Genomic DNA, 15,245 nt, shown 5'->3' with positions numbered 1-15,245 from the left:
CCACCGCCTCGGCGGTGTCCAGCGGCGGGAACAACTCGTCCTCGTCGGCCGCGTCCATCCGCCGGGCGATGCCGATCTCGCGCCACGCCGGCCACTGGACACTCAGGCCGGGCAGCCGCTCGCGGTCGCGGTACTGCGCCAGGCTGTCCAACACCAGGTTCGCCGCCGTGTAGTCGGACTGGCCCGGGTTGAGCAGGAGCCCGGCGATGCTGGAGAACGCGACGAAGTAGTCGGGCCGATCGGCCAGGGTCGCCTCGTGCAGGTGCACCCCGCCCAGCGCCTTGGGCCGGTAGACCTCCATGAACTCGTCGAGGTTCTTCGTGTACAGGAAGCCGACACCGGGCCGCCCGGCGAGGTGCAGCACCCCGGAGATCCGGCCGTGCCGCGCGCGGAGGTCCCGCACCATCGCCTCGACCGCCTGCCGGTCACCCAGGTCGAGCCGGACCACCTCGAACACGTCCAGGTCGCGCGCGAACTCCGACCACTCCGGCCGGGTGCCGGCCGCGCGGTCGGACCCCAGCAGGACGAGTCGACGCACGCCCCGCCGGATCAGGTTCCGCGCCACGGCGGTGCCGAGGTCACCGGTGCCGCCCGACATGACCGTCACCCCGTCACCGCCGGGCAGCGGCGTCCGCTCGTCACCGGGCAGCGCCCGTTCACCGGCGGACAACGGGATCGGGTGCCGCTTCACCTGTGGTTCGTACGGACGCCCGTCGCGGTAGAGCAGGAACGGCGGCCGATCGGCACTGGTGGCCTCACCCACCAGCAGCACCGGCCCGGTGTCCTCGTCGCTGTCGACACACCGGATCCCGAGCGCCTTGTACTCCAGGGCCGCGACACGCATCATGCCGAGCAGGCCGGCCTGCCCGGGGTGCAGCGCGGACTCGTCACCGGTGACCGCCAGCGCGTTGTGCGTCAGGACCAGCAGGCCGTCGGCGAACGTGACCTGCCGCTCCGAGATGAGCCTGAGCAGGCCCAGTGCCCGTTCGACCGGCTCGCCGGTGGCATCGGCCAGCGAGTCGCCCTCGGCCGGGAGGCAGGCCAGCACGCCGAAGGCGAACTCGCGGCGCTCCCCCAGCCGCTCGTCGCCGACCGCGTCGGCCACACCGGACACGTGGACGCAGTCGTAACCGGACGCTGCGAGGTGATCCCGGACGCCGGTGAACGTGGTGCCGAAGTCTCCGCAGAGCAGCACGGTCCCGGTGCCCTGCGGTGGCGACGCGGGCAAAGCGACCCGGCGGTAGGTCTGGACGTACCCGTACTCGCCGGACCCCGTCACATCGAGGTCGACCGCCGACTTGATGCAGTAGTTGTCGACCGTCAGCAGCACCCGGCCGGCCGGGTCGACCACGGTCACGTCGAACGCGTACAACGCACCGGCCACGGACTCGGGCCGCCGACGGAAGTACGCGAGCACCCGGGCCGGCAGCGAGTCGCGGACGGTCAGCACCCCGTAGGAGAACGGCAGATACAGCCGTTCCTGGTCGTAGACGTTGCTCGGCGCGTTGATGACGGTGTCGAACAGCGAGGGGTGCAGGACGTAGTCCGACAGCTCGGACCGGTACCGCGACGGCAGCGCGAACTCGTACAACAGCTCGGTCGACTCCGCGTCGGCGTGCCCGGCGCCCAGCGTCGCGGTCCACCGCTCGCTGACGTCCAGCCCCTTCGCGTGATCGGAACCCTCCGGCTCCCGCAGCGGCCGGTCCAACCGCCGCCGCAGGCCCTCCACGTCCAGCGTCGCGACCGGCTCGACGACGGCGTCGCGGACCAGGTCGGCGCGGGCGTTCTCCACCCACTCACCGTCGACGCCCCGACTGGCGATGGTGACGGCGGTGAGGTCGCCCGCGCTCTCGAAGATGACGTGCACCTCCTTCTCCTCGCCGTCGGCCACCGCCAGCGGCGTGGCGAAGAGGACGTTGCGCAGCGTCACCGCCGATTCGGCCAGGCCGAGCCGCCGCGCCGACGTCACGACCATCTCGACCAGCCCGGTTCCGGGCAGCACGCTGACCCCGTGGATGCGGTGTTCGGCCAGTTCCCAGAAGCGTTCGGGGGTCAGCCGGCACACCACGATGTCGCGGTGCAGCGAGCGCACCACGTCCGCGCCGTCGACCAGACCCCGCCGTGCCTGGTCGACGGCGTCGATCCAGCACGAGGTCCGCGCGAACGGGTACGTCGGCAGCGACGTCCGGCGCGCGCCCGCCGGGGCGGCCCGCTGCCAGTCGACCTCCGCGCCACGGGCGTAGAGGGACGCCAACCGGCGCAGCGCGGCGCGGTCGGTCGCCCCGACGGTCGCCGCCGCCTCCCGGTTCAGCTCGTCGTGTTCGGAGTGCAGCAGGTCGTGCGGCTCGCGCTTGTCGCCACGCTCCAGCACCAGGCGGAACGCGCCCCGGCTCAGGTCCGGACCTGCGGCACCGACGTCGCCGTCCTGGAGGAACCGGGCCAGCAACGCGTCGAGTTCCGCCCGGTTCTCGAAGACGAACGCGGCGCGTACGCCATGGTGCAACCGGCCGACCGACGCGGTGAAGGCGAGGTCGGCGAGGTCCGTCTCGGGCCGGGCCAGGACCTCGCGGTAACGCTCGGCGAGCCTGGTCAGGCCCGGGGCGTCGGGAGCGCTCAGCGGCAGCAGGAAGCAGGACGGCGAGCCCCCGCCGGGCCGTGCGCCGACCGGGTCCGCGCTGCGCAGCACGAGGTGGCAGTTCGTCCCGCTCAGCCCGAAGCTGTTGATGCCGGCGAACAACGTCTCCTGGTCGTCGTCGGCCCAGGCCACCGTCCGGTCGTTGACGAACACGGGCGTCTGCGCGAACGCGATGTTCGGGTTCGGCTCCTCGAAGTGCAGGCTCGCCGGCAGGACCCGGTGCTTGAGCGACAGGACGAGTTTGGCCAGCCCCGCAAGGCCGGAGGCGTTGTCCATGTGGCCGATGTACGTCTTGACCGTGCCGATGCCGCAGAACTGCTTGCGGTCGGTCTGCCGGGAGAACGCCCGCTGGATGCCGCTGACCTCGACGGGGTCACCGAGCCTGGTGGCGGTGCCGTGCGCCTCGATGAAGCTGATCTGCTCGGCCCGGACCCCGGAGTCGGCGAGTGCCTCGGTGATGAGGTCGGCCTGCGCGTCGGCGTTGGGCGCGGTGATGCCGTTGGAGGCCCCGTCCTGGTTCACCGCGCCGCCCATGATGACGGCGTGGATGTTGTCGCCGTCGCGCCGCGCCCGGTCCAGCGACTTGAGCACGAAGACGACGCAGCCCTCGGCGGCGCTGGTGCCGTCGCTCCTGCGGTCGAAGGTCCGGGTACGCCGGTCCTCGGAGAGCGTGTCCTGGATGTCCTTGATGCCGATGCCGGACTCATCGTCGGCGTCGACCGGGAGCAGGTCGGTCTTGACCGCGCCGACGATCGCCATCGAGCACTCGCCGCTCTGGATCGCGCGGTACGCCGTGTACACGGCCACCAATCCCGACGAGCAGGCCGTGTCGACCAGCAGCGACGGTCCCCGCAGGTCCAGCAGGTAGGCGATCCGGCTGGCGATCATCGACCTGATGTTGCCGGCGACCGCGATCTCGGGCGCCCCCGGGCTGACCGCCTGGATCATCGCCCGGTAGTCCTCGCCGAAGTCGGCCGACATGCCCGCGTAGACGCCGACCTTCCGGCCGCCGATGTCCTTGTTCAGGTAACCGGCGTCCTCCAGCGCGGCCCAGGCGGTCTCCAGGAAGATCCGCTGGTTCGGGTCGATCGACTTGGCCTCCTGCCGGGACAGCGAGAAGAACCGGTAGTCGAACTCGGACACGCTGGGCAGCCGGGTGCCGCCGGAGTAGCGCTCGGCCGCGATCGGCAGCCGGACGCCCCGCGCGGCGAGGTAGGCGTCGACGTCGGCCCGTCGGGCTTCCGGCAGGTCCCGGTACCCTTCCTCGCCGCGCAGCAGCGTCGACCAGAACGCGTCGAGGTTCTCCGCCTCGCCGACCCGGCCGCTCATCCCGATGATGGCGACTGGCTCGGCCTTCCGCCGTGGACTGGAGCGCGTGACGGGGACGTCGGCGTCGTCCGGGGGTCCCGTCAGGTCCAGGTCGTCAAGATCGAGCAGGGAACTCATGTGGCGAGCGCCCCCGCGTTCGTCCGGAGGCCGACCTCACGGGTCCGGGACACGATCGACTCGACCCGGTCCCGCTGCTCGGCCTCGGGGACCCGCTTCGTTCCCATGATGGTGAGCAGCAGGTCCAACGCGGTCTGCTTCTGCCGGTCGGAGAGCGACTCCTGGTCGAGCTTGCTGAGCTCCTGGAGCTTGCGGTACGACACGACGACGCCGTTGTGGTACTCGTCGGCGTCGAAGTTCCGGTTGCGGGTGGCCGCCGCAGCTCCCAGGCAGAGCCCGACCAGCCCCGGCTCGCGCTTCTTCAGCTCGACGAGCTGGTCGAGCACCGCGCCGACCCGCTCGGGCTCCTCGTCCAGGTTGTACACCTCGCCCGAGCCGACGGCACCGGTGAGCATCTTCTTCAGCACCTGCTTCGGCCCGACCTCGATCCAGACCGCCGCCTTGCGCTCCACCAGGGACGCCATGATGTCGCTCCACCGCACCGGGCTGGTCAGCTGGACGGCCAGCGCCTCCCGGATGGCCCCGGCGCTCTCGTACACCTCGCCGGTCACGTTGCTGTAGACCGGGACGGCGGGTTCCGCGAACGTGATCTCGTCCAGCGCCCTGGTGTACTCGGGCAGCGCGGCGGCCATGTACGTGCTGTGGAACGCGCCGGCGACGTTGAGTTTGATCACCCGCGCCCCACGGTCCTCCAGGTGGACGGTCACGCCCAACAGGTCGTCCAGGCTGCCCGACAGCACGGTCTGGGTCTCGCCGTTGTAGTTGGCGACCTGCACGTCGTGACCCGCCGCGTTGAAGTCCCCGACGCACTTCTCCACGTCGGCGGCCGGCATCCGCACCACGGCGATCATCCCGGTGCCGCTGCCCGCAGCACAGCTCTCCATCGCCTCACCGCGCGCCTTGACCAGGCGTACCGCGTCCTCGAACGTCAGCGCGCCCGCCGCGAGCAACGCGGTGATCTCCCCCAGGCTGTGGCCGGTCAGGTACGAGACCGGCACCCTGCGCCCGGCGGCCATCACCTCGTACATCGAGTAGCTGAGCACCAGCAACGCGACCTGCGCGTGCCGGGTCCTGGTCACCTCGGCGGGCGGTGCGGTGAAGCACAGGTCGGCCAGCGAGTACCCGACGATGTCGGACGCCTGCCCGAAGCGGTCCCGCACGCTCTCGTGCTCGTCGAACCACTTCCTGCCCATGCCCGCGAACTGGGAGCCCTGCCCCGGAAACACGATCACGAGATCCTTCATGACTGCACCTTCTCCTTCGAGGCGGGCCGGCCCAGGACTGCGAGGACTTTCAGGTGGCCGCCCATCACCTGCTCGACCCGCGTGGAGTCCACCTCGCGGGCGTGGTCGATCTGGACCGCGACGGGGTCGGCCAGGACGTCGATCGCGTACCCGATGTCGAAGTGGCGGAGGACGTCCACCTCCTCCCACTGCCGGGCGCTGCCGCACGCCACGGAGACGGTGCGGTCGACACCCCGGCAGGCGACGAAGCGGTGCAGGTCGAGCCGGTCGTTGTGGTCGCGCTGCCGCCGGTAGTCGTCCAGCACGTCGGCCAGATCGGTCTTGCCGGCGAAGTCGAACCGCACCACGGTCACCCGGGCGTCGTCGTCAAGGACGCACAGCGAGATGTCATCCGTGCCGACGAGCTTGTGCAGGGCGACGGCGAACGCGACGTGGGCCAGATCCTCCGGCTCCCGCGCTCCGCTGCGCCGCAGCCGCCGCAACGTCGCCCTGGTCCGCGCGGGCAGCACGGCCTCGACCCGGCCGTCGGCGGTGGCGTCGTGCGTGAACCACGACTCGGGCAGGCGTACCCCGAAACCGGTCAGCAGCGCGTCGGAGTCCTGCCCGGCGAGCCGGGACTCCAGGAGCTTGCGGAGCTTGCCGATCGTCGGGTTCGCGAACAGGTCGCTCACGTCGAGCATGCCCGGGAACTGCCGGTGCAGTTCCTCCAGCAGCAGGACCAGACTGAACGAGTTGCCGCCGAGGTCGAAGAAGCTCTCGTCGGCGCCGATCGGAATGTCACCGAGGACCGTGCGCCAGGCCGTGACCAACTCCTGGGCGACGCCGACACCGCGCTCCTCGGAACGCCCCGGCTCCACCGGCGGGCCGGCGTCGGCCTGCGCCGCCAACGCCGTGCGGTCGACCTTGCCGCTCGTGGTCATGGGGATGTCCGACACCACGGCCAGGGTCGCCGGGACCATGTAGTCGGTCAGCCGCTCGGTCAGCCAGTTCCGCAGCGCCTCCGGTGCCAGGTAGCCGCCCTCGCGTACCTGGTAGAACGCGCGGATGACCTGGCTGCCGCTCGGCAACTCCTGGACGATCACCGCCGCGCCGGTCACCAGCTCGTGCCCGGTGATGGCCAACTCGATCTCACCCAACTCGACCCGGTAGCCCCGGATCTTGACCTGGTCGTCCACCCGACCCAGGCAGTGGAGCTCGCCGTCCTGCCACCGCGCGCGGTCGCCGCTGAGATAGATCCTGCCGTCCCCGAACGGGTTCGCAAGGAACCGCTCGCGGGTCAACTCGGGCCGGTGCAGATACCCGGGCGACACACCGAGCCCGCCGATCCACAGGTTCCCGGTCACTCCCTCCGGCACCAGCCGGAGGTTGTCGTCCAGCACGTACATCGTGGTGTTGGCGATCGGGACGCCGATGGTGACCGTGGCGTCGTCCCCGGTGAGGTCCTTGACGCTGGACCAGATACAGGTCTCGGTCGGGCCGTAGACGTTGTGAACACCCAGCGACCGGTGCTCCCGCAACCGGGGCAGCAGGTCCTCCGGGAACGCCTCACCGCCGACGACGAGCTTGTCCAGCCGCGCCAGCGTGGCGCGGGCCGCCTCGGGGTCGGCGCAGAGCAGACGCAACCGGGTCGGCGTCATCTGGAGGTGCTCGACACCGTTGGCCGCGACGAACTCGGCGATGTCCGCCGGCGTACGGACCTCCGACTCACCGGCCACCACCACCGTGCCGCCGCTGGTGAGGGTCAACAGCGTCTCCAGCAGGTGGATGTCGAACGACGGGGTGGTGAGGCAGCCCACCACCTTCCGATCCGCCCATCCGAGCGCCTCGGGCATCCCGACGAGGAAGTTCGCCAACGACCCGTTCGTGACCGTGACGCCCTTGGGCGTTCCGGTCGACCCGGACGTGAAGATCACGTACGCGAGGTCGTCCGGCCCGCCCGGCGACCCGACCGGCGGCGTCGGACCGGCCGGGATGTCCGCCGGCAGGTGCAGCGCACGGTCACCGAGTCCCACCGCGACGGCCAGTTCCTCGGCGCAGACGACCCTCGTGGGCTCGGCCGTGTCGATCACCAGCCGGAGCCGCTTCGCCGGGTCCTTGACGTCCATCGGAAGCCACGCGGCACCGATGCGGTTGACCGCGAGCATCAGCGTGACCAGTTCGGGCGTCGGCGGCAGCAGCAGCCCGACCAGATCGCCCTGACCGAGGCCGTGCTCGCGCAGCAGACCGGCGTACCGGTTCACCCGCTCGGCGAGCTCGGCGTAGCTGACCTCCGCGCCACGGAACCGGAGCGCGGCCCGCTCCGCGTGCTCGCGTACCGCCGTGTCGAACGCCTCGGCAAGGGTCGGCAGGTCCACCACGACCGGTCCGGTGCCCATGGTCAACAGCCGGTCCCGCGTCTCGTCGTCCAACCGGGACAGTTCCCCGAGCGTCTGGTCCGGCTCCCGGACGACCTGGGCGATCAGGTGCACGAACTGCTCGGCCAGCTCGGTCATCCGCCGCTCGCCGTACACGCTGGAGAAGTTCAGGTCGCCGAAGAGGCCACCGTCGCGTTCGGTGAGCTCCAGGGCGAGCGCGAACATCGAGCGGGGCACCCCGAAGTCCTCCGACGTGGCGCTCACGTCACCGAACCGCCGCACGCGCTCGCGGGCGTTGGTGAAGGTGAACATCACGTCGAACAGGGCGTTGCGTCCGAAGTCCCGGTCGAGGTCCAACTCCTGGACCAGCACGTCGTAGGAGTAGGGCGAATGCTCGACGGCGGCGAGGCTGGTGTCGCGCACCGCGTGGAGCAGGTCCGGCAGACGGGCGTCCGAGGCGGTACGGACACGCAGCGGAAGCGACTGGGCGAACATGCCGACGGTGTCGTCGTACGCGCCGATGATCCGCTGGTCCAGGGGGACGCCCACGCACAGGTCCTCGGTGTCGGCGGCGTTGGCCAGCAGCACCGACCACAGCGACAGATAGAAGATGAACGGGGTGGTGCGGTGCCGCTCGATGACCGCCTTCGCCGCCTGGTGCAGCGCGTCGTCGACGCGGAAGTAGTGGTGCGTCCCGTGGAAGTCGTTGACCAGCGGGTACGGGGAGTCGGTCGGCAGGCTCAGCGGCGGCGGGACGGTCTCGAACTCGCGCAGCCACCATCGCCGGTGTTCCTGGTAGGAGGCCAGGCCGACGGAGCGGGCCTGCTGCCGCACGAACGCCGGGTAGCCGTCGGACCGCACCGGGCTCAGCTCGCCGCGCCCGAGGTGCTCGGCGAGGTCGTTGAGGAGGATGTCGATCGACCCGCCGTCGGCGATGATGTGGTGCAGCGAGAGCAGCAGGTGGTGGACGCCGTCCTCGTCGACGACGATCCCGTAACGCCACAGCGGCGGCGTCGCCAGGTCGAACGGCCGGTTCATCACCGCGACGACGTCCTCGGCGCGCAGTCCGGGCTCGCGCGTGTGGTCGAAGAGGTGGAACTCCGGGGTGACCTCCGCCGCGACGCGGGCCTTGATGTCGGTCGCGTCGATCTCGTAGTAGCCGCGCAGCTTCTCGTGCTTGTCGGCGATCGCCCGGAACGCCTCGGCGAGCCGCTCCCGGTCGGGGGCGCCGTCGAAACGCAGGCCGGCCAGGATCTGGTACGCCTCGTTACCGCCGCGCATCCGCGACAGCACGTAGACCCGCTTCTCCTGCTCGGACACCGCCGTGGGGTCGAGCGGCGTGAGATCGGTGCCCCGGGGCGCGCCGACGGGCAGGCCACGCGGCGCGGTCGACGTCGACCGCCGGAAGTCGAACCCCCCACCGCGCAGCGCCTCGACGCTGGCGCGGATGGCCTCGAAGATGCGGTCCTGATGCTCGCGGGTGTGCGCCAGCGAGAAGTAGGCGGTTCTGCGTTCCCACACGTAGACGCCGTGGAACACCAGGAGCTTGAAGAACAGGTTCAGCGTCAACGACATGTGCCCCATGTCGCGCGGCACGACCGTCTCGTACTTGTACAGTGACGCGAAGTGCGTCACCTTCAGGGGCACCTCCTCCGCGTCGAAGTAGTCGTTCACACGACGGGCGAAGTCGGCGGTGAGCCGGTTGACGGCGGGGAGTGCGGTGGCGCCGTGCTCGCGCAGATAGGACAGCACGGCCCGGCACGCGGCCATCGTCAACGGGTGCTTGCAGAAGGTCCCGGCGAAGAACGTCGTGGGGACCGCCGGCTTGGAGTCGTCCACGTCCGACCACGCGCCGCCGTCGACGGCGTCGAGGTACCTGCTGCGGCCCGCGATGATGCCGATCGGCATACCGCCTCCGACGAGCTTGCCGTAGAGCGACATGTCCGACTCGACGCCGAAGTGCTCCTGCGCGCCGCCCAGCGCGATCCGGAAGCCCACGATCATCTCGTCGAAGATCAGCGCGATGCCGTACTCGGTGCAGATCTCGCGCAGCTCCCGCAGGAACTCGGTGGGCTGCAACGTCGGGTTGCGCGACTGGACCGGCTCGACCAGCACGGCGGCCAGCTCGGAGCCGTGCCGCCGGATACGGTCCAGCGATTCGGCGCTGCCATAGGTGAGCACGATCGTGTCGTCGACCGCCGACTGCGGAATACCGATCGAGGTGGGAATGCTCTCCTCGCCGTCGGCCTCGGCCAGCACCGCGTCGTAGCTGCCGTGGAACGAGGTGAGGAACCTGACCACCTTGTCCCGGCCGCTGACGGCCCGGGCCAGGCGCACCGACACCATCACGGCCTCGGTACCGGTGTTGCAGAACGCGACCCGCTCCGCGCCGGTCATCTCGTGGACCAGTGCCGCGACCTCACCCGCCACCATGTTCTGCGGGCCGAGCTCGTAGCCCCGGTCGAGCTGGTCCCGCATCGCGTCGAGGATGAAGTCGGGCTGGTGGCCGAAGAAGTGCACGCCGTAACCCATCGCGGTGTCGACGTACTCGTTGCCGTCCACGTCCCAGAACGTCGCCCCGCGCGACCGGGCCGACACGACCGGATAGACCGTCTCCTTGATACTCGGGTTGAAGTTCAGCGAGGCGATCCAGTCCGCCAACACCTCGCGGTGCTGCCCGGCATACACCTTGGAGGTGGGTGTCCTCGCGGTGTACCGCGCCACGAAGTCGCGGATGAACGCGCTCTGCTCGTCGGTGAGCCGGTCCTGACTGAGCTCGATGTTGTTGCTGTACGAGCCGACCTTGCGGGAGACGGGCGTCGCGCGGCGTGCCGTCGTCTCCGGGACGACCGGCGTCGGCGTCGGCGTGCCGGAGGGCACCCCCGACAGCACGGCCAGCTGCTGCTGCATGATCTCCAGCTGCTGCCGGATGAGGTCCTCGACTCCGCGCGCCGGTGTGCCGGCCGGGTCGAGTCGACCGCGGATCTCGGCCGGCGGCGCGGCGGCGGCCCGCGGTTCCGGAAGCGCGACGGCCACGGGCTCCGCCGACGGCACCGGCGTCACCTCGGCGGGCCGCTGTTCGAGAACGAAGTCGGCCAGCAGACCCGGCGTGTAGAGGGACTCGAAGAACGCCTTGATCGGAATCTCGACGGTGTACTCGGCCTCGACGCGCTTGCCCAACTGGACGAGCATCAGGGAGTCGACTCCCAGCGCGAACAGGTGCACCGACTCGTCGATCGCGTCGACGCCGACCCCGGTGACCTGGCTGACGCACTGCTTGACGAACGTGAGGACGGGTCCTCGATCGGCCATCCGCTGGACACCGGTCCTTTCCGGTTCGGCGACGGCGGGCCGCGCCACGGCGATGGGGTCTCCGGCGCGGTCGGAATACCAGATCCGCTGCCGGTCGAAGGGCGTACGCGGCAGGTCGCGGACGAGGCCGCCCGCCGCGCCGGGCAGCCGACCGAACTCCAGCGACCGGCCCAGCCGCCACAGCTCACCCGCGCTCTCGAGCAGCTGCCGACAATCGGAGCGCCCCTTGCGCAGGCTCGGAACGACGATGGCGGCGTCCGCGAACTCCTGCGCGATCAGACCGCCGACCGTGGCCGTCGCGCCGATCTCGACGAAGACCCGCGAGCCGCGCGCGATCGCGACCCCGACGGCCGCCTGGAACAGGACCGGCTCGACGAGGTGCCGGCTCCAGTACGACGCGTCGATCGGCGCGTCCGCCGTGACCGGCCCACCGGTGCGCGTCGAGATCCACGGGATGGCCGGATGCTCGAACTCGTGGTGCCGGATCTGCGCGTACAGGTCGTCGGCGGCCTGAGCCATCCGCACCGAGTGGTACGGGTGTGAGACGTCCAGGCGCTCGGTGAAGATCCGCTGTCTGCGGGCGGCCCTCAACACCTCGGCCATGCTCTCGGCGGACCCGGCGACGGTGGTGTTCTCGGCAGCGTTGACGGCGGCGACGGAGACGTCGGGATAGTCGGTCAGCAGCTGCTCCGCCCGCTCCCGGGAGCACAGCAGCGTCGCCATGGAGCCGTCGCCGGTCGAGGCCGCCACGACCCGCGCCCGGCGGGTCACCAGGTCGACCGCCTGCGTGAGACTCATGACGGAGGCGAAGCAGGCGGCCGTGTACTCGCCGATGCTGTGGCCGATCACAGCCGACGGCGTGACGCCGAGCGCCTGCCAGTACCGCGCGAGCGCCAACCCGACCGCGAAGATCATGGGCTGGGTGTGCCGCGGCGACTGGAACGACGCCTCGTCGTCACCGAACATCGCCTCGATCGGGGAGACGTCGCCGAGCCGCCGGAACACCCGGTCGATCTCGTCCAACTCGCGCCGGAACAGGTCGGCGTGCTGGTACAGCTCCCGCGCCATGCCCGGGTACTGCGTACCCTGGCCGGAGAAGACGAAGACCTGTCCCGGGTCCGCCTGGTCACGCACGCCCCCGTCGGCCAGCACCGCCTCGACCGCACCCGGGATGTCGGTGACGGCGTCGCAGACCAGTGCCGCCCGGTGTCGCAGACCCGCCCGCCGCGTGCCCAGCGTGTGCGCGATGTCGGCGAGGTCGGCGGTCGTGTCGGCACTCCACTCGCCGAGGGTCCGCAGGGCGGCGCGCAGCGCCGCGTCCGACTTCGCCGAGACGGGCAGCAGGCGCGGCAGACCGGGCGTCGACGACGTGCGGCGCGACGTCGGCTCGTACTCCTCCACGATGATGTGGGCGTTGCTGCCGCTGATGCCGAAGGAGCTGATCCCGGCACGCCGCCGGCCGCCGGCCGGCTGCCACGCGATCTCGTCCGCCACCACCTCGATCGGGACGGCGTCCCAGTCGATCAGGCGGTTGCCCTCGCGAAAGTGCAGGGTGGCCGGAAGGCGGCCGTGCTGCATCGACACGATCACCTTGCACAGCGCCGCCATACCCGCCGCGGACTCCAGGTGCCCGAGGTTGGACTTGACGCTGCCGACGCGCAGTTTGCCGCTCCGGCCGGCGAAGACCCGGGCCAGGGCGTTGAGCTCCTGCGGATCGCCGATCGGCGTGCCCGAGCCGTGGGCCTCGACGTAGGAGACGTCCTCGATCCCGACGCCCGCCTCGGCCATCGCGGCCTCGACCACCCGTTGCTGGGCGGCCCCGCTCGGGACGGTGAACCCACCGCCCTGGCCGTTGTGGTTGATCGCCGACCCGCTGATCACGGCCAGGATGTCGTCACCGTCGCGTTCGGCGTCGGAGAGCCGTTTGAGGATGACGACCGTTCCGCCCTCACTGCGGATGTAGCCGTCGGCCCCGTCGTCGAAGCTGCGACACCGCCCGGTCGGGGACAGCGCCTGTAGGCGCGACCACGACACGTGCCCCTCGGGGCTGAGGATCAGGTTCACCGCCGCAGCGACGACCATGTCGCAGCCGCCCTGCCGCAGTTCCCGTCCGGCCTGGTGCAGCGCGTACAGCGAGGAGGCGCAGGCCGCGTCGATCGCCTGGCTGGGACCGTCGAAGCCGTAGCTGTAGGAGATCCGCCCGGCCGCCGAGTTGGCCATGTTCCCGGTGTAGGTGTACCGCTCCGCCGGGTGCCCGAGGTTCTTGCCGACCTGGGCGTAGTCGTTGTTGTAGATACCGACGAACACGCCGACGCGCCGGTCCTGCCCCGCCGTCACCGGGTTCATCCCGGCGTCTTCGAGCGCCTCCCAGGTCAGTTCCAGCAGCAGGCGCTGCTGCGGGTCGATCGACGCGGCTTCCGCGGGCGAGATGCTGAAGAACAGCGGATCGAACTGGTCCACCTGGTCGAGGTAGCCGCCCTGGGTGGTGGTCACCTCGCTGGTGTCGAGGTCGCTGTGCGACCACCGGTCGGCGGGTACCTCCCGCACCACGTCGACCTTGCCGCTCAACGTCTCCCAGAGCTGGTGCCGGGTGCCGATCCCGCCGGGGAGCCGGAACGCCATGCCGACCACCGCGACGGGCTCCGTGGAGAACGACCCCGTCGACGCCGGGGCGGCGGCGCGCGCCTCGGCCGGTGCGCGTCCCCGCTCGACCCGGCGGGTCAGCTCGTCGGTGAGCGCGTGCGCGGTGGGATGGTCGATGATGAACGTGCTCTCCAGCGAGACACCGAGTTCCCTGGCCAGCCCGCTCTGGAGCTCGATCAGCTGCACCGACGTGCAGCCCAGCTCGAACAGGCTCCTGGTGTGGTCGTCCTGGGCCAGTTCCGGGCCGATACCGAGCACGCCCGCGACCTGTGTGGACACCAGGCTCGCCACCGACCGGACCGGTGCGACGTCCGCGCCGGCTCCGGCCGATCCGGGCAGGTCCAGGTCGGGCAGGTCGATCGGCCGGCCGCGCCCGGCGAACACCGGCTCCCAGTCCACCGCGAGACCCTGGACGTGCGCCTCGGCGAGCGAGGCCAGGAAGTGATCCATGCGCTGCCCGTCGCGACGCAGGGAGTGGAGTACCGGCACCGCCGTGCCGACGGCTTCCACGGTCTGCCGCATGGCCAGGGTCAGCACCGGGTGTGCGCTGAGCTCGACAAAAGCCTGATAGCCGTCGGCCAGCATGGCCCTCGTGGCGCTCTCGAAGAGCATCGGTCGACGCAGGTTGTGATACCAGTACTGCGCGTCCAGCCCGGCGGTGTCGAAGGCCCCACCCGTCATGCCGGAGTAGAACGGAATGTCCGAGGTGCGCGGGCTGATCGAGGCGAGCGAGGTCAGCACGGTGTCCCGCACCTCCTCGACGCGCGGCGAGTGCGCGGCCAGCGGCACGGATGTCACGTGCGCGTAGACGCCTGCGGCGCGCAACTGCTCGGCAGCGAGCGCGAGCACCGCGCTGTCACCGGAGACCACCACCGTGCGGGGTGCCATCAGGCCGGAGACGTCGACGTCGTGGCCGTGCTCGGCGAACCACGAGGTCACCTCGTGCACCGGCAACGCCACCACGGCCATCCCGCCTCGGCCGGCCAGCGTCGACTGGGCCCGGCTCCACAGCACGGCGGTCCTCGCGGCGTCGTCCAGCGACAGTGCCCCGGACACGCAGGCGGCGGCAGCCTCGCCGATGCTGTGCGCCACGACCGCCTGTGGCTCGACACCGTGCGAACGCCACAACTCGGCGAGCGCGACCATGATCGAGAACAGCACCGGCTGCACGACGTCGGTCTGCTGGTACAGGTCCGTGGAGTCCGACCTCAGCACGTCGACCAGCGACCAGTCCACGTGCGGTGCGAGCGCGTCGGCGCAGTCCCCGATGCGCCGGGCGAACACCGGCGCGGAGTCGAGCAGCTCTGCCGCCATACCCGGCCAGATCGCGCCCTGGCCGGGGAAGACGAACGCCGGGCGGGTCACGTCCGCCGCCGTCGCCCGCGCCACGTGCGGACTCGGCCACCCCTGGGCGAGCAGCCGTACCGCCGTCACGAGGCTGTCGCCGCCGCCCAGCAGCACGGCCCGGTGCGCCTGTGACGGGCGGGCCGCCAGCGTGCGCCCCACGTCCCAGGGGTCGGCGGCGCACTCCTCGACGAGGTCACGCAACCGCCCGGCGACATCGCGCAGCGCCTGCTCGTTCGGCGTACTGAGGATCCAGGGAATGGTCAC

At 71.0% G+C, this 15,245-nt stretch carries 3 protein-coding genes (1 of these 3 running past the window's edge); all 3 read right to left on the bottom strand.

What is annotated here, in order from left to right:
* Tightly spaced (each overlapping or abutting the next), the 3 genes in view from ACFYTT_RS23490 to ACFYTT_RS23480 form a layout consistent with a single transcriptional unit that may run on beyond the window.
* Positions 1-4,081, bottom strand: the 5' portion of a protein-coding gene (locus ACFYTT_RS23490; RefSeq protein WP_387262206.1) for an SDR family oxidoreductase. 512 nt of this gene lie to the left of the window's left edge; 4,081 of the gene's 4,593 nt are visible here — the first part of the coding sequence; the start codon lies at positions 4,079-4,081; its stop codon lies beyond the left edge, outside the window.
* Positions 4,078-5,325, bottom strand: a complete 1,248-nt coding sequence (locus ACFYTT_RS23485; RefSeq protein WP_387262203.1) for an ACP S-malonyltransferase — start codon at positions 5,323-5,325, stop codon at positions 4,078-4,080. Before ACFYTT_RS23485 ends, ACFYTT_RS23490 begins: the two co-directional genes overlap by 4 nt.
* Complete coding sequence (locus ACFYTT_RS23480; protein ID WP_387262200.1) at positions 5,322-15,245, bottom strand: amino acid adenylation domain-containing protein; 9,924 nt, start codon at positions 15,243-15,245, stop codon at positions 5,322-5,324. Before ACFYTT_RS23480 ends, ACFYTT_RS23485 begins: the two co-directional genes overlap by 4 nt.

This window comes from Micromonospora sp. NPDC003816 (assembly GCF_042874705.1).
Taxonomy (GTDB): domain Bacteria; phylum Actinomycetota; class Actinomycetes; order Mycobacteriales; family Micromonosporaceae; genus Micromonospora.
Note: the sequence above shows the minus strand (reverse complement) of the source record. Positions and strands in the feature narration are given on the sequence as shown.